The sequence below is a fragment of the Antarctobacter sp. genome (assembly GCF_965277915.1).
In the GTDB taxonomy this organism is placed as follows: domain Bacteria; phylum Pseudomonadota; class Alphaproteobacteria; order Rhodobacterales; family Rhodobacteraceae; genus Antarctobacter.
Genome location: NZ_OZ255849.1, coordinates 3,793,829 through 3,810,148, shown reverse-complemented (window position 1 = coordinate 3,810,148; position 16,320 = coordinate 3,793,829). Strand labels below are relative to the sequence as shown.

The following is a 16,320-nucleotide window of genomic DNA, read 5'->3' as shown; positions in this document are numbered from 1 at the left end:
GGGGAGGAACGACAGGTGACCACAGTGCTCGGCGCAATTGCCGGCGATTTCAACGGTGCGACCGAACCGGCCGGGCTGTTGGCGCGGGGCATCACCCAGTTGGACATGGGCCGGGAAATCGCGCCGGGCGTGCCGTGGTGTCCTGCCGAAAGCCTTGGGCCGGCCTTGAAATCGGGCAACTTCGGCGCCGAGAGCTGTTTCACCGATGCGCTGGACATGCTGGACCGATGACCGAGGAATCCCGCCTTCGAGAGCAGATCTGCATGTTGGCCAAGTCGATGTTCGACCGGGGGCTGACAGGCGGATCGACGGGCAACATATCATCTCGCACGCCGGACGGGGGGCTGCTGGTCTCGCCCACCGGCACCAGTTTCGGGCGGCTGGACCCGGCGCGGCTCAGCCGGTTCGACGCCGAGGGGCGGCATGTGGCGGGCGACCGTCCGACCAAGGAAATGCCCCTGCATTCGGCCTTTTACGACACGCGCAGCCAGGCCGGGGCGGTGGTGCACCTGCATTCCTGCCACGCGGTCGCCCTGTCCATGATGCCGGATGTGGACGCGGATGATTTCCTGCCGCCGCTGACGCCCTACGGAATCATGCAGCTAGGCCGGGTCAGGCTGCTGCCCTTTTTCCGCCCGGGCGACCCGGCGATGGGCGAGGCGGTGCGCGGGTTGGCGGGCAAACGCTCGGCGGTCATGCTGGCCAACCACGGGCCGGTGGTGGCGGGCAAGGATGTCGAGGCCGCCTGCAACGCGATCGAGGAACTGGAAGCCACCGCGCGGCTGGCGATGCTGACCCGGGGCCTGTCGCCGCGCGCCCTGTCAGAGGCGCAGGTGCAAGACGTCGTCACGCATTTCAACATCGAGTGGGACACATGAAGTTCTCTGCAAACCTGGGTTTTCTCTGGACGGATCTGACCTTGCCCGAGGCGATCCGGGCGGCAAGGGCGGCTGGGTTCGACGCGGTCGAGTGCCACTGGCCCTATGACGTGCCGCCGGCGGATGTGCGCGCCGCGCTGGACGACACCGGGCTGGACATGCTGGGCCTGAACGCCCGGCGCGGCAACGTGGCGGCGGGGGACAACGGGCTGACCGCGATCCCGGGTCGCGAGGACGAGGCCCGGGCCGCCATCGACGAGGCGCTGGCCTATGCGCGCGCCATCGGAACGCTGTCGGTGCATGTCATGTCGGGTTTTTCCGGCGGCCCGAGGGCGCAGGCGACCTATTGCGAAAACCTGGCCTATGCCTGCGACGCGGCAGCCGCCGAAGGCATCACCATCCTGATCGAGCCGATCAATCACTACGATGCGCCGGGCTATTTCCTGTCGACCTCGGCCCAGGCCGCTGCCATCATCCGCGAGGTCGGGAGGCCCAATCTGAAGATGATGTTCGATTGCTACCACGTCCAGATCATGGAGGGGGATGTCTGTCGGCGGCTGGAGGCACTGCTGCCGTTGGTCGGTCATATCCAGATCGCCGCCGTTCCCGACCGGGGCGCGCCGGATCATGGCGAACTGGATTACGGGCACGTGCTGGATCGGATCGGGCAATTGGGATGGACCCGGCCCATCGGGGCCGAATACAGGCCGCAGGGGGCGACGGATGACAGCCTGCGCTGGCTGGCAAGGCATCGCGGGTGACACGGGCCGCTGGCCGGGAGGGATGAGATGACAGAGACAATCGCCATCATCGGCGCGGGCCTGATTGGCCGGTCCTGGAGCGTGCTGTTCGCGCGGGCCGGCTTTGACGTGCAGGTCTGGGATGTCGATCCCGCCGTGCTGGAGCGGTTTCCGCAGGACCTGGCGACACTCTGCGATACTCTGCAGGCAGAGGCTTTGCTAGAGGACAGCGAGGGCACGCAGTCCCGAGTCCGCACCTGTCCGACGCTGGAAGAGGCGGTCTTGGGTGCCTGTTTCGTGCAGGAAAACGGGCCCGAGCGGATCGAGGTCAAGCAAGAGCTCTTTGCCCGGCTGGACGCCGCCGCGCCGCCGGAGGCGGTGCTGGCCTCGTCGACCTCTGCCATCGTGCCATCGCGCTTTACCGAGCGGCTGGCGCAGCGCGGGCGCTGTCTCGTCGGCCACCCGGTGAACCCGCCGCACCTGGTGCCCGTGGTCGAACTGTGCCCGGCTCCCTGGACCACGGCAGAGACACTGGACCGGGCCGAAGCGATCTATGAAAAGATCGGCCAGGTGCCCGTCCGGATGAGCGCCGAGCGCGACGGTTTCGTGCTGAACCGCCTGCAGGGGGCGCTTCTGGCTGAGGCGCTTCGCCTGCTGGGCGAGGGTGTGGTCAGTGTCGAGGGGCTGGATGCCACGATCAAGCAGGGGCTGGGTCTGCGCTGGACGCTGATGGGGCCGATCGAGACCATCGACCTGAACGCGCCGGGTGGGCTGATCGATTACGCGACGCGCTATGGCCCCTTTTACGCGGGCTTGGCCGAGACACCGCCGGGGCCAGAGGTTTTTTCGGTCGAGACCGCCAAAAAGATCGCCGCCACCTGGCTGCAGGACCGCAGCCCCGACAGCATCCGCGCGCGGCAGGACCACCGAGACCGTCGCCTGGCCGCCCTGCGCCGCCACCTGATGACCGACACCGACTGATCCAAGGAGATCCTCATGGCCAAGCCTCGCAAGGTGATCGTCACCTGTGCCGTCACCGGCGCCATTCACACGCCGTCGATGTCCGAGCACCTGCCGGTCACGCCGTCAGAGATCGCCGAGGCGGCCATCGGCGCGGCCAGGGCCGGAGCCGCAATCGTTCACCTGCATGCCCGTGATCCGCAGGACGGGCGCCCTGACCAGACCCCGGAGGCCTTCGCGCCCTTCCTGGGCGTCATCAAGCAGGCATCGGACTGCGTGGTGAACATCACCACAGGCGGCGCGCCGACCATGAGCGTGCAGGAACGGGTGCGCCCGGCGGAAACCCACCGCCCCGAGGTCGCCTCGTTGAACATGGGCAGCATGAATTTCGGCCTTTTCCCGATGCTGAAACGCTTTCCGGATCTGACCCACCAGTGGGAACGCGATTACGTCGGCAACAAGGACATCATCTTCAACAACAGTTTCGGCCAGATCGAGTACATCCTGACCACCCTTGGCGCCTCCGGCACGCGGTTCGAGTTCGAGTGTTACGATACTTCGCACCTGTACAACCTGCGGTATTTCCTGGACGAGGGGCTGGTGAAACCGCCGCTGTTCATCCAGACGGTCTTTGGCCTGATGGGTGGGATTGGGGCGCACCCTGACGACGTGCAGCACATGAAACGCACCGCCGATCGGCTGTTCGGTGACCAGTACCGCTGGTCCGTGCTGGGCGCGGGTAAGAACCAGCTGCCGATTGCCGCGATGGCCGCGGCGATGGGCGGCAATATCCGGGTGGGACTGGAGGATTCGCTCTGGCTTGGCCCCGGGGTGCTGGCGAAAACCAACGCCGAGCAGGTCGGCAGGGCACGCCAGATCGTCGAGGGGCTGGGCCTGGAACTGGCCAGCCCGGACGAGGCGCGCGAGATGCTGGCCTTGAAAGGCGCCGACAAGGTTGGCTTCTGAAGGCACGGGCGCGGCTTGGAGCGTCGGGCGATTGGCACTAGGCTGGATCCGCCGGGACGGCGTGAGGGGAACGGAATGACGAAGGCACATGCGGTGATCATCGGCGCGGGCGAGGGGCTGTCGGCAGCCCTGGCGCGGGAACTGTCGCGGGACCACGCGCTGACGCTCGCCGCGCGCGGCGGCGAGAAAATGCGCGCCGTGGCCGAAGAGACCCGCGCCCGCCGCGTCCTGCTGGATGCCACGGACGAACACGACGTGGCACGGTTGTTCGACGACCTGCCGGCGGTGCCCCGGGTCGTGATCTACAACCCGTCGGCCCGGGTGCGCGGCCCGGTGGCGGAACTCGACGCGGACGAGGTGCGCGCGGCGGTCGAGGTGACCGCAATCGGCGCCTTCCTGACAGGCAAACACGCGGCGCGCCGGATGCTGGAGGCGGACCCGGTGGCGGGCGCGCGCGGCACGATCCTCTTCACCGGCGCCTCGGCGGGGGTAAAGGGGTTTCCCAAATCGGCGCCCTTTGCGATGGGCAAGTTCGCCCAGCGGGGGCTGGCCGAAAGCATGGCGCGCGAGTTGCACCCGAAAGGCATTCACGTCGCCTGGATCAACATCGACGGGGCGATCCTGAACCCGGGCCGCAGCGAACCCGACGAGGCGCCTTCTTCCATGCTGCGCCCCGAGGCGATCGCCCGCAGCTATCGCCACCTGATCGAACAGGACCGCAGCGCCTGGTCGCATGAACTGAGCCTGCGTCCTTGGGTCGAATGGTTCTGAAAGGGTCATGACGCGGGTCCTGATCCTGTCCAGCTGGGTCGCGCATGGCCATGTCGGCCTCTCGGCGGCGGCGCCCGCGTTGCAGGCGCTGGGTCACGAGGTGACGCAACTGCCGACGACGGTCCTGTCGAACCACCCCGGCTGGCCGCATGTGGCCGGGGCGCCCGTGCCCGGTGCCCAGATCCGGGGCATGATCGAGGCGCTGGATGCAAACGGCTGGTTGATGGCGCAGGACGCCCTGTTGCTGGGCTACATGCCGTCGTCCGAGCATGTGGCCCTTGCGGTTGATCTTGCCCGCCGGATGCGGGCGGCGGGCGTGCGCATCGTGGTTGATCCGGTTCTGGGCGACCTGCCCGGGGGGCTCTATGTGTCGCAGGAGGTCGCCTGTGCCCTGCGCGATGAGCTTGTGCCACTGGCCGATGGGCTGACGCCCAACCTGTTCGAACTGGGCTGGCTGACGGATGCCCCGGTCGAAGGACTGAAAGAGGCGCGGGCCGCTGCGTCGATGCTGTTGGACCCTGTGGGCGAGGTTCTGTTGACTTCCGCGCCCGTTGGCCCCGGAACCACCGGGTTGTTGCGGGTCACGCCGGACGGCGCGCAGGTCTTTCCGGTGGCGCTGCGCAAGGCTGTGCCGCATGGTGTGGGGGACGTGTTCTCGGCCCTGGTGGCGGGTGGCCTTTCACCCGGTCATGCCCTGGGGCATCTGTCGGCCCTGATCGACGCCAGCCTGCACGCGCCGCACCTGCGTATCGTCCCGGCGGCCCCGAACTGGACCCGGGCCGCCCCACTGACCCCGACGGAGATCTGACCGATGGCCTTCGATTTCATCCTGATGCTGACCGCAAATGACCGCACCATCCCCGATGCCCGCGCGCGGCTGGAAGAGGCGCTGGAAGGGGGCGTGCGCCACATCGGTTTCAAGGACGTCGGCCTGCCGTTGTCGGAACTCAAGGGGCTGGCGGCGGCGATCCGCAGCGCAGGCGGGCGGTCCTACCTGGAGGTTGTCAGCCTGGATGCGGAAAGCGAGCTGGCCTCGGCCCGGGCCGCGGTGGAAATCGACGTGGACTGCCTGTTGGGCGGAACCCGTGCGCAGGAGGTGACCGAGGTCACGCGCAACCATCCGCTGCGCTACTATCCCTTTCCGGGTCGGATCACCGGCCATCCGAGCGTACTGGAAGGCCCGGCCGAGGATATCGTCACCTCCGCGCGCCGGCTGGCGGATCATGAGCATGTGCATGGGCTGGATCTGCTGGCCTACCGGTTCAATGGCGATGTGCAGGGGCTGATGACCTCTGTTTGCGGGGCGGTGGGCAAGCCGGTCATCATGGCGGGCAGTATCGACAGCGAGACGCGCGTGGCCGCCTGCGCACAGGCGGGCGCGGCGGGGTTCACCGTGGGTACGGCGGCGCTGTCGGGCGTGTTCCCGGCGGAAAGCCAGGGGTTCGCGGCGCAGGTCCGGTCGATCCTTGCGATCACGGCGCGGGCGCGGGCCGTGTCCACGGCACCGCGCCGCCTGGCGCTGGTGGCGCACGACACGCGCAAGGCACAGCTGCGCGCCTGGGTGCTGCGGCACCGGGCGGCGCTGTCGGGACATCGTCTGATCTGTACCGGCGGGACGGGCCGGATGCTGCATGACCTGGCGCCGGAACTGGACATCCGGCGCCTGCAACGCGGCGACCGGGGTGGCGATCAGCAACTGGGCGCCCTTGTGGCGACCGGAGAGCTGGATGCGGCGATCTTTTTCGCCGACCCGACGGTCCCGCATGGCGGCGACGCCGATCTGCAGGCGCTGACCCGGCTTGCCATGCTGCATGACGTGCCGCTGGCGCTCAGCACCTCGGCGGCGGATATGCTGGCTGCCGCGCTGCTGTCGGCCGCGGTTTCGTGACCGGAGCACGAGACCGCAAGACACGCCCGGGGCGCCGGTGGCCGGGGCTTGGTACTCAGATCGGCTCGATCAACTCGGGGCCGCTGGCACGGTTCGAATTCACCGCGGGGTCGACCCGGTAGAACTCCAGCGCGTCCTCTGGCGCGGGCTGCATCAAGGTCGCGGCGCCATGCCCCTCTTCGCCCAACCATTTCGCCCAGTCCTGCGGGTCCAGCACCACGGGCATCCGGTGATGGATCTTTGACATGGCCGTATTGGCGCCGCAGGTGACGATGGCGCAGGTTCGATAGGCCAGTCCGTCGCGTTCCCAGTCCTGCCAGACACCGGCAAAGACCAGCGGACCCTCGCCCGAGGGATGGATGTACCAGGGCAGCCGGTTTCCCTCGGCGTCCTTTGTCCATTCATAGAACCCGGTGCAGGGAATCAGGCAGCGGCGCTCGCGGCAGGCTGCCTTGAAGGCGGGTTTCTCGGCGATCGTCTCTGCCCGCGCATTGATCAGCAGCGGGCCGCCGTTGGGGGCCTTGTACCAATGCGGCAGGAAGCCCCAGCGCATCGAAACCAGCCGCCGACCGGCCTCTTCCATGACGACGTGGATGTCGTTGGTCGGGCAGATGTTGTAGTTGGGCACCTCTGGCAGGTCGTTGGCGGGCACTGCGTCGAACAGCTGCGCCATCGCGTCCGGGGGCAGGGTGACCGCGAACCGCCCGCACATCGCCTAGAGCCCGAAGCGCGAGTAATGCAGCAGCCCCCAGGCGGTCAGCTCGCGTTCCAGCCGACCCCAGAGGTCGGCAAAGCGCAGCGGGTCAAGCTTGGAGACCTGCTGGATCTGGGCGATGCTGCGGCGATTGTCGATGGCGGCCATGAGCGGCGCGCATTCGCGCGGCAGGCGGATCTGCACGTCCGCCTCCTTCAGCGTGATGGGCAGCGGGCGGCCCTGTGCAATCGCCCGGGCGGGACGGCGCATGTCGCTGGTGGGCGAGCGCGGGATCAGGCTCTGGCGCGCGCCGCGGGCGATGGGGCGGTCCTCGTCCGCGGGAACAAGGTAGCCCAGGTGTTTCTTCAACGTGCCGCGCAGTTTCTCGGCCTGGGCCATCGCGGTCGCGTCGTCCATGCCCTTGGGGCGCTCGGTGATGCGGGCGAGATCATACAGCCCGGGTTGCAGCAGCGCCTGCAGCTTCCAGCCGGTGTTGTCCAGGGTCTGCATCAGCCGGGGAATGTCGAAAGGCGTATCCTGCCCGTGCAGCAGCAGATCGTAGAAACCCGCGTCGCTTTGTTCGTGGTCGGTGACGTTGATGTTGGCGGCAAAGGGGTGCCCCTTGTGCAGCCCGCCGACGATCTTCTTTGCCTTCGCCAGACGTGCCTGCGGGGCCATGCCGTCGAAGAGCGCGCCAAAGGCCTCTTGCAGCTGGTAGATCCCGGAGCGGCCATAGGGGGCATAGACCATGAAACCCATCCCGCCCCCCGGCGCCACGGCGGCGCGCAGCGCGGCAAAGCCCGCGTCCGGGTCGGGCAGGTGGTGCAGCACGCCGCAGCAGTCGATGTAGTCGAACTGCCCAAGCTCTGCGGCGTCCAGCAGGCTGCCGGTGACGAAGGTGATGCCGGTCAGGCCGCGCGCCTTGGCCCGTGCCTCGGCGATCTCGCGCGAGGCGGTGGAGAGATCGACATAGGTGATTTCGTAGGGCGCGCGGGCGCTGGTCATCATCTGGGCGATCTGGATCAGCGCGTCGCCGGTGCCGCCCCCGGCCACCAGTACGCGGAGCGGTTGCGACCAGTCACGCTGGCCACCGAACAGGTAGTGGTCGATTTCAAGCGGGTGCGAGGGGGAGCCGGTGATCAGCCGCTTTTTCTCATCCTCCGGGCGCCTTTCCGGGTAGGGATAGCTTTCGTACTGTTCCTTGACCGATACCATGCGCGCCTCCGTGACCTAGGGACAAGGGTTTGCCCAAAAGGCGCGCCGGGAACAAGCCCGGATATGACCGGGCGCGCAGCGGCGAAAGGCGCCTCAGCCGCGGCGCCGGGCGATTTCCAGACGGGTTTCCAGCAACGCGATTTCCCGGATCAAAAGGGCCCGTGCGTCACGGTCGGCGGTGTCGCGCAGGGTTTCGCGCAGGTGGGCCAGGTCGCGGGTCAGCGAGACGGCCTCCGGCACGGCGCCATTTTCCTTGAGGATGCGGGTCATGACCGCGCCATCCGGATCATCGCAGCGCGGCAGCGGGCGCCCCGCACCTGCGAGGTTGTCGAATGCGCCGTCGCGTTCCGCAGCGGCAATGCGGGAATTGATGAGGTCGATCAGCGGGTGGTCCATGCGGCGATGTTACCCCCAAACTGAGGCCCGGCAAAGTGGTCCAGGCCGGCAGGGCGCCGGATAATCGCGGCAATTCTAACCATCCGTTAACCTTTTTAGCGGAACGCGGCGTCACCGTTGAACTGCCGCTGCGTCGGCCACTCTTGCGCGGGGCGTCAAAGCCTCACACACTGCGCGGCAACGAAAACACTTTGGGGAGGAGTGGCCGAGATGACCTACGCGGGCGTAGAGGATCGCAACGCAATCGAGGCAGAGATGCCCTGGGCGGAGCGGGACATCCCGCCGACGCTCTGGGGACAGTTGTCGCGCACTGCCGACCGGTTTCCGTCGCGGCCGGCGGTCAGCTACCAGTTGCTGTCCGGCCCGCAGGACAAGGCGGAAACGCTGAGCTGGTCGCAGCTGCGCGACCAGACGGCCCAGGCCGCCAACCTGTTCCGCAGCCTGGGCATCGGTGAGAACGACGTGGTCGCCTATGTACTGCCGAACTGCAACGAGACCATCTCGACCCTGCTGGGCGGTGCCGTCGCGGGGATCGTGAACCCGATCAACCCGTTGCTGGAAGCCGAACAGATCGCCGCCATCCTGCGGGAAACCGATGCCAAGGTGGTGGTCACGCTCAAGGCCTTTCCCAAGACCGACATCGCCCAGAAGATGGCCGAGGCGGTGCGCAATGCGCCGCATGTGCACACGGTGCTGGAGGTCGACCTGAACCGCTACCTGACCCCGCCCAAAAGCTGGATCGTGCCGCTGGTGCGGCCCAGGAACCCCGGCAACCATCACGCTGACGTCAAGGATTTCCGCAAGGAATTGGCCAAGCACGCCAAGACGCTGGGCTTTGCCGACAGCGCCGGCAACCGGGTTGCGGCCTATTTCCATACCGGCGGCACCACGGGTATGCCCAAGGTGGCGCAGCACACCTACGAGGGGATGCTGTACAACGGCTGGCTGGGCGACAGACTGCTGTTCACCGAAGAAGACAGCGTGATGTGCCCGCTGCCGCTGTTCCATGTCTTTGCCTGCCACGTCATCCTGATGGCGATGGTCTTTTCCGGCGCGCATGTGGTGTTCCCGACGCCTGCTGGCTATCGCGGCGACGGTGTCATGGACAACTTCTGGAAGCTCTGCGAGCGCTGGAAGACAACCTTTGTCATCACCGTGCCCACCGCCGTTTCGGCGCTCATGCAGCGCAAGGTGGATGCCGACATCACCAGCATCAAGACCGCCTTTTCCGGGTCCGCACCGATGCCGTTGGAACTGTTCAAGCGGTTCGAGAGCGCCTGCGGCGTCACGGTCTGCGAGGGGTATGGCCTGACCGAGGCAACCTGCCTGGTGGCGGTCAACCCGCCCGACGGGGCCAAGAAGGTGGGATCGGTCGGGATCCCCTTCCCCTACACGGATGTGCGGATCATCAAGGTGGCGCATGGCGAGCCGGTGGAATGCGAGGTGGACGAGATCGGAGAGATCTGCGTGTCGAACCCCGGGGTCTATGCCGGCAAGACCTATACCGAGGCGGCCAAGAACGTCGACCTGTTCCACTATGGCACCCATTTGCGCACCGGGGACCTGGGCCGCAAGGACGCGGATGGCTACCTGTGGATCACCGGGCGGGCCAAGGACCTGATCATTCGCGGCGGCCACAACATCGACCCGGCCGAGATCGAGGAGGCGCTGCTGGCGCATCCGGCGGTTGCGTTTGCCGGGGCCATCGGTCAGCCAGACTCGCATTCCGGCGAATTGCCCTGTGCCTTTGTCGAACTGGTGGACGGGGCCGAGGTGACAGAGGCGGAACTGCTGGAGCATGCGCGCGTGCATGTGCATGAGCGCGCCGCCCACCCCAAGCACATGACAATCCTGCCGGAACTGCCCAAGACCGCCGTGGGCAAGGTGTTCAAGCCCGACCTGCGCAAACACGCGATCACCCGGGTCTACAACGGCGCGCTGGAAAAGGCGGGCTGTGCCGCGCGTGTCGTCTCGGTGATCGACGACAAGAGCCGGGGATTGGTCGCGCAGGTCGCGCACAACGGTGCCGACGAGGCGCAGATCGGCGAGGTCCTGGGCGGCTTTACCCGGCCCTGGGAGAAGGCCGGGCAGGGTACGGCGACCGAGGTCTGACCGTCAGGCGGTGTGGGTCACCACGGGGTCGATCGGTGTGCCGCCGACCTCGATGGCCTGCTCCAGCCGCCGGGCGATCTGCAAAAGCCGCGCCTCGGCCCGTGGTGGGCCGATCAGTTGCAGGCCCACCGGCAACCCGCGCGCATCGCGGCCCACGGGCAGCGACATCGCAGGCAGTCCACAGAGCGTGGCGAGGAAGGCAAAGCGCAGCCAATCGAGGTAATCTGTACTGGCAACGCCCGCGATTTCCGGCGGGTACTCGATCTCGACCGGAAGCGGCCCGATGCCGGTCACCGGGCAGGCCAGCACATCGACCCGTTCGAGGTACTGGCGCATCGTCTCGTACAGGCGGGCGCGGGCCAGGTTGGCATCGGCGATTTCATCTACCGTCAGCTTGCCGCCCTGGGCGATGTTTGCCTTCAGGGTGGGTTTGTAGCGCGAGGTGATCGCCTCGGGCGTGGCGCGATAGCCGGTCCACATGCCAAGCGCGCGGAAGGTGCGGAAGGCGCTCTCGATCCCGGGCAGGTCGGGTGTCTCCTCGACGATCTCCACGTCGGGTGCCTGCAACCGGGTAAGTGCGGCGGCAAGGATCTGGGCCATCTCCGGTTCGACAGGGGCCAGCCCGCCGAGATCCGGCGCAAAGCCGATGCGGACAGGACCGGGATCGCGGCGGCAGCCGTCCAGGTAGCCCCCGGCGGCGGGCGGGAAAGAGATCGGCGAAACCGGGTCGAACCCGCTCAGCGCATCAAGCAAGAGCGCGCAGTCCTCGACCGTGCGCGCCATCGGACCCTCGACGCCGAAGGGGTTGAACCCGTCACCGCCCGGGCTGGCGACGATACCGGGCGAGGGGCGCAGGCCGACGATACCGCAAAAGCTGGCGGGCGTGCGCAGGCTGCCGCCCAGGTCCGAGCCCTGGCTGAGCCAGACCTCGCCCGCAGCCAGACCGGCCGCAGCCCCGCCGGAGGAACCGCCCGCATTCATGGTGGTGTCCCAGGGGTTGCGGGTGGCGCCGAAGACCGGGTTGAAGGTATTGGCGCCGGCGCCCATTTCGGGCGTGTTCGTCTTGCCCACCACCACGGCGCCGCGGGATTCAAGGCGCGTGACCAGCGGGTCCGACGCTTTGGGAACGAAATCCGCAAGGCCGGGCGTGCCGAAAGTCGTGCGTACCCCGGCGACCGGGGTCAGGTCCTTGATCCCGATGGGCAGACCTCCCAGCAGGCTGGTGGCCGTTGCCTCTACGGCGGCCTCGCGGGCGCGCTCCGGGCAGGGGGTCACGAGGGCATTGATCGCCGGGGACGTCTGTTCGATCCGGGTCAGGCTGGCGTCCAGCAGCTCGCGCGGGCTGACCTCGCCACGTTTCAACAGATCGACCGCCTCGCAGGCGGTCAGGCGACAAAGCTCGGGGCCGGAAAAGCCGGGATCAGCAGTCACCATCGGGCTGTTCACAGAAGATGTCGTAAAGCAGGCCGATCACCCGGCTCGTGTTTTCGTCGGCAAGGCTGTAGTAGATCGTCTTGCCGTCGCGCCGGGTTTTCACAAGGCCCTCTTCGCGCAGGCGGGCCAGCATCTGGCTGACCGCCGCCTGTCGGATTCCCAGCAGGACTTCCAGTTCACCAACCGATTTCTCGCTCGACCCGAGATGGCAGAGGATCATCAGCCGCCCTTCATGTGCCAGCGTCTTTAGAAAGGCCGCGGCGTGCTGGGCATTGGTTTGCATTTCCTCCGGCGGAGGAGGCAGTTTCGTCTGGTCTTCCATGTGACTCGCGTCTTGATCGGTTGCTCCAATATAGCTCGCCGCTCGGGAAAGACCAGATCATCAGTCTGTCAGGGGCGGCGCACCGCCCTGGAAGGCATTGCCAAGGGCGTAATCGCAGGGCGCGTCCTGCATCTGCAGGTGCAGATCGCCGCCGGTATTGGGATGCGCGCGGGCCAGTTCCTCGTCCACCTCGATGCCCAGGCCAGGCGCGGTGGGCGCGGGGACGAAACCGTTGTCGAGCGTTATCGTGTTCTTGATGAGCGCGGCGTGGAAGGGGGTCTCGATGGTTTCGGCGAGCAGCAGGTTGGGGATGGAAACCGCAAGCTGGATGTTGGCCGCCCATTCGATCGGACCGGCATAGAGATGCGGCGCCATTTCCGCGTTGAAAGTCTCGGCCATCGCGGCCAGCTTGCGCATCTCCCAGATGCCGCCGGCGCGGCCAAGCGCCGGTTGCAGGATTTTCGCCCCGCCGCTGCGCAGCAATGTGGCGAATTCGGCGCGTGTGGTCAGGCGTTCGCCGGTGGCGACGGGCACGCGCACCGCGCGGGCCACCTCGGCGAACTCCAGCAGGTTGTCCGGTGGCACCGGCTCTTCGAACCAGAGCGGCAGGTAGGGCTCGATCGCCTGTCCCAGTCGGATGGCGCCCGCGGTGGTGAACTGGCCGTGGGTGCCGAACAACAGGTCCGCCCGGTCGCCCACCGCCTCGCGGATGGCCTTGCAGAAGGCGACGGACATGGCGATGTCGCGCATGCCCGGCTGGTGCCCACCGCGCATCGTGTAAGGGCCTGCGGGATCGAATTTCACCGCCGTATAGCCGCGCTCGACACAGTCGAGGGCCGATTCAGCCGCCAGCTCGGGCGAGGTCCAGAAGTCGTCCATACGGTGCCGCGACAGCGGGTAGAGATAGGTATAGGCGCGCACCCGTTCGTTCATCATGCCGCCGATCAGCGCCCAGACCGGCCTGTCCCGCGCCTTGCCCAGGATGTCCCAGCAGGCGATTTCCAGACCGGAAAAGGCCCCCATGACGGTCAGGTCGGGGCGCTGGGTAAAGCCCGAGGAATAGGTGCGGCGGAACATGCGCTCGATGTTCTCGGGGTTTTCGCCCTCGAAATAGCGGGCAAAGACATCGGCGATCACCGCGCGCATCGCCTCCGGCCCGACCGAGGCGGCATAGCATTCGCCCCAGCCGGTGATGCCGTTGTCGGTGGTCAGCTTGACGAGGATCCAATAGCGCCCACCCCAACCCGGTGCGGGGGGCGCGGTGATGATCACGTCGAGGTCCTGGAGTTTCATGGCCTGTCCCTGTGGCTTGCGGGGGATGGGGGCTCTGCCCCCGTCTTCCTTCGGTCGACGCCCCCGAGAGTATTTTCGGCCCGAAGAAACAGCGCGTGCGGGGCCGGGGTCAATGGCTGTCGAACAGGATGACGTTGCGGCGGGCGCCGCCGGTCATCGTGTCCGCGATGGCCTCGTTGATCTGGTCGAGCCGCCAGCGTCCCGACACCAGTTCATCGAGTTTTAGGCGTCCCTGCCGGTAGAGGTCGGCCATCCAGGGGATGTCGCGCTGGATCACCACGTCGCCCATTTTCGAGCCGACCATCTGCTGGCCCATGAAAGCGGGCACGACAGGTTCGTAGGTGGCCATCGCGCCGGAATGCGGCATCCCGATCATCACCATGCGACCGCCCCAGCCGAGGTAGCGCATGGCCTGTTCGTAGGCGGGGATCGCGCCCACGGTCACGGCAACCACGTCTGCGCCCCGGCCCAACGCGGTATGGGCCGCCTCCCAGGGCGCGTCCTGCGTGGCAAGGATCCCGTCCGTGGCGCCGAAGGTCCGGGCGATCTCCAGTTTCTCTTCGCTCATGTCGACGGCGACGATGCGGCGGGCGCCGCCGATATGCGCGCCCTGTATCGCGTTCAGGCCAACGCCGCCTGCGCCGATGACAACCACGTCGTCGCCCGCGCGCATCTTGCCGGCATTGATGACCGCGCCGATACCGGTGATCACGCCGCAGGCGAGCAGGCAGACGGCCTCTGGTGGCATGTCGTCGGGCAGGACGACGACCTGGCTTTGATCGACGACGACCTTTTCGGCAAAGGCACCACAGAACATGGCCGACATCACCTCTGTGCCATCGGGCCGGGTGAGGGCGGGCGCGGTGTCGCGATCACCGATACAGATGGTCGGGCGGCCCGAGGCGCAGGTGGGGCAGGTGCCGCAGGCGCGGATCAGCGTGACGACGACACGGTCGCCGGTCTGCAAGCCGCTGATGCCATCGCCCAGGGCGGTGATGCGGCCTGCGGCCTCATGGCCGTAGACCGCCGGAAGCGCGCCGCCCCAGGCGCCGGTGGCATAGGAAATATCGGAGTGGCAGATTGCGACGGCCTCCAGCGTGACCTCGATCTCTCCGGCGCCGGGGGCGCGGAGGTCGAGTTCCTCGATCTGCAGGGGGGCGTCGAAGGCGGTGCAGACTGCCGCGCGGATGCGTGTCATGGGTTTCTCCCCGGTAAGTTGCGAGCAAGGTGCGCGGGTAGACAAGCGGGCCGCTGTTCCGAAAACGACATTACCGGGGTCGGTTGTGTTGCATGACGCGACGACAGGTTGCGTCAGGTCTCCAGGCTGCCGACCCTGGCGGCAAAGGCGCGGGCCTCGGCCGGTGCGGTGCCCATCTGGTGCACCGGATCGAACAGTTCCGCGGGCAGGTCGGGGTGCGCGGCGCGGGCGATCTCTTCCAGTGGCTGGTCGCTGTCGCGTGCCTGCGTGCACAGTGCCTTGGAGGCGGCCTGTGCCTCGGGCCGGGGCATGGTTCGGGCCAGCGCAAAGGCCAGCGCTTCGGCCATGAGCAGCCCGCCGGTGGCGTCCAGTGTCGCCCTCATCGCCGCCGCATCTGGGCTGAGGCTCTCTGCCAGGGATTGCGCCTGCGTCGCCGCGGCTGCGGCAGAGAGCACAAGTTGCGGCAGGCAGAGCCATTCGGTGAACCATGCCGCGCCGTCGCGTTGCTGCCGGTGCAGGGCCGCCCCCTGAAGCGTGGCGTTCAGCCCCTGTGCGTGGCGCGCCAGCGCGACCAGGGCAGAGGGCGCCACCGGGTTCTGTTTCTGCGGCATGGTCGAGGAGGCGCCGGAACCGCCAAGACGGACCTCGGCAATGCCGCTTTGCGTGGCGAGTATCAGGTCCTCTCCCAGTTTGCCGAAGGCAAGCGCGGTACGGGTGAACCAGTCGGCGATGGCCAGGATCGGGGTGCGGTCGCTGTGCCAGCCGTGGCCGGGGTCGGCCAGGCCCAGCTTGTCCGCCATCTCTGCGCGCAGGGCGGCCGGATCAAGGCCAAGGGCCGAGGCGGTGCCGGCGGCACCCGACAACGAGACGCGCAGGGCGCTGGCGCGCAGGGCGGGCAGGGCCTCCAGCGCCGCGATCAGGGGCCAGCCCCAGGCGGCGGCCTGTGCGCCAAAACTGGTGGGCGTGGCGTGCTGGCCATAGGTGCGGGCGGCCATCGGTGTCTCGGCGTGAGCATCGGCCAGCCGGGCCAGCGCGGTCAGCGTGGCGCGCAGGTGCTCTTCCTGCTGGGTCAGGGCCTGGCGCAGGCGCAGCATCAGCCCGGTGTCCTGGATATCCTGCGAGGTGGCGCCCCAGTGCAGGTATTGCGCGTGTTCCGGGGCATTCATCGCCTGCCGAAAGGCCGCGACGAAGGCAGGCGTGGTGACGCCGTTCTGGCCCGTGGCCTCTGCCAGTTGGGCCGGGTCGATCTGGCATTCGAGGCTGGCGCGCTGGATCGCGGCGGCGGCGGTTTCGGGGATCGCCCCTTGTGCCGCCTGCGCCTGTGCCAGCGAGGCCTCGACCAGCATCATGGCGCGGATCTCGGCACTGTCGGAAAACAGGCGCGCGGTCTCGCCGGTGGGAAAGAGGCGGTGCAGGTGGGCGCTGTCAAAGGGCGTTGCGGGCATGGTGTGTC

The 16,320-nt window shown here is 67.7% G+C and carries 17 protein-coding genes; 9 read left to right on the top strand and 8 right to left on the bottom strand.

Annotated features, from left to right (window positions below):
- Positions 1-15: 15 nt before the first annotated feature.
- From ACQY5B_RS19515 to ACQY5B_RS19480, 8 genes are all read left to right on the top strand, one after another.
- Positions 16-231, top strand: coding sequence for a nucleotide-binding domain containing protein (locus tag ACQY5B_RS19515; RefSeq protein ID WP_420327845.1), 216 nt, complete (start codon positions 16-18; stop codon positions 229-231).
- Complete coding sequence (gene otnC / locus ACQY5B_RS19510) at positions 228-878, top strand: 3-oxo-tetronate 4-phosphate decarboxylase (protein WP_420327846.1); 651 nt, start codon at positions 228-230, stop codon at positions 876-878. Before ACQY5B_RS19515 ends, otnC begins: the two co-directional genes overlap by 4 nt.
- Entirely contained in the window at positions 875-1,639 is a 765-nt protein-coding gene (locus tag ACQY5B_RS19505) for a hydroxypyruvate isomerase family protein (protein WP_420327847.1), read from the top strand. Before otnC ends, ACQY5B_RS19505 begins: the two co-directional genes overlap by 4 nt.
- Before the next feature lie 27 nt (positions 1,640-1,666).
- Positions 1,667-2,599, top strand: a complete 933-nt coding sequence (locus ACQY5B_RS19500) for a 3-hydroxyacyl-CoA dehydrogenase (RefSeq protein ID WP_420327848.1) — start codon at positions 1,667-1,669, stop codon at positions 2,597-2,599.
- A 15-nt stretch (positions 2,600-2,614) separates the two neighbouring features.
- Positions 2,615-3,544: a 3,5-dioxohexanoate:acetyl-CoA acetone transferase gene (gene kce / locus ACQY5B_RS19495; protein ID WP_420327849.1), complete on the top strand. Its 930-nt coding sequence runs from the start codon at positions 2,615-2,617 to the stop codon at positions 3,542-3,544.
- A gap of 75 nt (positions 3,545-3,619) precedes the next feature.
- Complete coding sequence (locus ACQY5B_RS19490; RefSeq protein ID WP_420327850.1) at positions 3,620-4,315, top strand: SDR family NAD(P)-dependent oxidoreductase; 696 nt, start codon at positions 3,620-3,622, stop codon at positions 4,313-4,315.
- A gap of 7 nt (positions 4,316-4,322) precedes the next feature.
- On the top strand, positions 4,323-5,123 hold the full coding sequence (locus ACQY5B_RS19485; protein ID WP_420327851.1) for a bifunctional hydroxymethylpyrimidine kinase/phosphomethylpyrimidine kinase: 801 nt from the start codon (positions 4,323-4,325) through the stop codon (positions 5,121-5,123).
- A 3-nt stretch (positions 5,124-5,126) separates the two neighbouring features.
- On the top strand, positions 5,127-6,203 hold the full coding sequence (locus ACQY5B_RS19480; RefSeq protein WP_420327852.1) for a methylglyoxal synthase: 1,077 nt from the start codon (positions 5,127-5,129) through the stop codon (positions 6,201-6,203).
- 55 nt (positions 6,204-6,258) lie between these two features.
- Here the strand turns inward: ACQY5B_RS19480 and ACQY5B_RS19475 are convergent, their stop codons facing one another.
- From ACQY5B_RS19475 to ACQY5B_RS19465, 3 genes are all read right to left on the bottom strand, one after another.
- The gene (locus ACQY5B_RS19475) at positions 6,259-6,915 is read right to left on the bottom strand and encodes an SOS response-associated peptidase (protein WP_420327853.1); all 657 of its coding nucleotides are present in this window, start codon (positions 6,913-6,915) and stop codon (positions 6,259-6,261) included.
- 3 nt (positions 6,916-6,918) lie between these two features.
- Positions 6,919-8,112: a class I SAM-dependent methyltransferase gene (locus ACQY5B_RS19470; RefSeq protein WP_420327854.1), complete on the bottom strand. Its 1,194-nt coding sequence runs from the start codon at positions 8,110-8,112 to the stop codon at positions 6,919-6,921.
- Positions 8,113-8,205: 93 nt separating this feature from the next.
- Positions 8,206-8,508, bottom strand: a complete 303-nt coding sequence (locus ACQY5B_RS19465; protein WP_305969453.1) for a DnaJ family domain-containing protein — start codon at positions 8,506-8,508, stop codon at positions 8,206-8,208.
- 210 nt (positions 8,509-8,718) lie between these two features.
- On the opposite strand from ACQY5B_RS19465, the gene ACQY5B_RS19460 reads away from it, so the two are divergent.
- Entirely contained in the window at positions 8,719-10,620 is a 1,902-nt protein-coding gene (locus ACQY5B_RS19460; protein ID WP_420327855.1) for an acyl-CoA synthetase, read from the top strand.
- Between the two features lie 3 nt (positions 10,621-10,623).
- On the opposite strand, the gene ACQY5B_RS19455 is transcribed toward ACQY5B_RS19460, so the two are convergent.
- From ACQY5B_RS19455 to ACQY5B_RS19435, 5 genes are all read right to left on the bottom strand, one after another.
- Complete coding sequence (locus ACQY5B_RS19455) at positions 10,624-12,066, bottom strand: amidase (RefSeq protein ID WP_428400304.1); 1,443 nt, start codon at positions 12,064-12,066, stop codon at positions 10,624-10,626.
- Positions 12,041-12,376, bottom strand: a complete 336-nt coding sequence (locus ACQY5B_RS19450; RefSeq protein ID WP_305969456.1) for an ArsR/SmtB family transcription factor — start codon at positions 12,374-12,376, stop codon at positions 12,041-12,043. The genes ACQY5B_RS19455 and ACQY5B_RS19450 overlap by 26 nt, the downstream gene beginning before the upstream one ends.
- 60 nt (positions 12,377-12,436) lie before the next feature.
- Positions 12,437-13,669 carry a mandelate racemase/muconate lactonizing enzyme family protein gene (locus ACQY5B_RS19445; protein WP_420327857.1) on the bottom strand — a complete coding sequence of 411 codons (1,233 nt, stop codon included), beginning with the start codon at positions 13,667-13,669 and terminating at the stop codon, positions 12,437-12,439.
- Between the two features lie 109 nt (positions 13,670-13,778).
- Positions 13,779-14,867, bottom strand: a complete 1,089-nt coding sequence (locus tag ACQY5B_RS19440; protein ID WP_421917752.1) for an alcohol dehydrogenase catalytic domain-containing protein — start codon at positions 14,865-14,867, stop codon at positions 13,779-13,781.
- Positions 14,868-14,980: 113 nt separating this feature from the next.
- Positions 14,981-16,312 (bottom strand): lyase family protein, encoded by a 1,332-nt coding sequence (locus ACQY5B_RS19435; protein WP_420327859.1) that lies wholly within the window; start codon positions 16,310-16,312, stop codon positions 14,981-14,983.
- Positions 16,313-16,320 lie beyond the last annotated feature (8 nt).

Bases quoted from the DNA above. Each gene is read 5' to 3' on its own strand.
- ACQY5B_RS19445 (WP_420327857.1), bottom strand. From the start codon at position 13,669: ATGAAACTCCAGGACCTCGACGTGATCATCACCGCGCCCCCCGCACCG.
- ACQY5B_RS19475 (WP_420327853.1), bottom strand. From the start codon at position 6,915: ATGTGCGGGCGGTTCGCGGTCACCCTGCCCCCGGACGCGATGGCGCAG.
- ACQY5B_RS19450 (WP_305969456.1), bottom strand. From the start codon at position 12,376: ATGGAAGACCAGACGAAACTGCCTCCTCCGCCGGAGGAAATGCAAACC.
- ACQY5B_RS19480 (WP_420327852.1), top strand. From the start codon at position 5,127: ATGGCCTTCGATTTCATCCTGATGCTGACCGCAAATGACCGCACCATC.
- ACQY5B_RS19435 (WP_420327859.1), bottom strand. From the start codon at position 16,312: ATGCCCGCAACGCCCTTTGACAGCGCCCACCTGCACCGCCTCTTTCCC.
- ACQY5B_RS19500 (WP_420327848.1), top strand. From the start codon at position 1,667: ATGACAGAGACAATCGCCATCATCGGCGCGGGCCTGATTGGCCGGTCC.
- otnC (WP_420327846.1), top strand. From the start codon at position 228: ATGACCGAGGAATCCCGCCTTCGAGAGCAGATCTGCATGTTGGCCAAG.
- ACQY5B_RS19485 (WP_420327851.1), top strand. From the start codon at position 4,323: ATGACGCGGGTCCTGATCCTGTCCAGCTGGGTCGCGCATGGCCATGTC.
- ACQY5B_RS19460 (WP_420327855.1), top strand. From the start codon at position 8,719: ATGACCTACGCGGGCGTAGAGGATCGCAACGCAATCGAGGCAGAGATG.
- ACQY5B_RS19440 (WP_421917752.1), bottom strand. From the start codon at position 14,867: ATGACACGCATCCGCGCGGCAGTCTGCACCGCCTTCGACGCCCCCCTG.
- ACQY5B_RS19505 (WP_420327847.1), top strand. From the start codon at position 875: ATGAAGTTCTCTGCAAACCTGGGTTTTCTCTGGACGGATCTGACCTTG.
- kce (WP_420327849.1), top strand. From the start codon at position 2,615: ATGGCCAAGCCTCGCAAGGTGATCGTCACCTGTGCCGTCACCGGCGCC.
- ACQY5B_RS19490 (WP_420327850.1), top strand. From the start codon at position 3,620: ATGACGAAGGCACATGCGGTGATCATCGGCGCGGGCGAGGGGCTGTCG.
- ACQY5B_RS19470 (WP_420327854.1), bottom strand. From the start codon at position 8,112: ATGGTATCGGTCAAGGAACAGTACGAAAGCTATCCCTACCCGGAAAGG.
- ACQY5B_RS19465 (WP_305969453.1), bottom strand. From the start codon at position 8,508: ATGGACCACCCGCTGATCGACCTCATCAATTCCCGCATTGCCGCTGCG.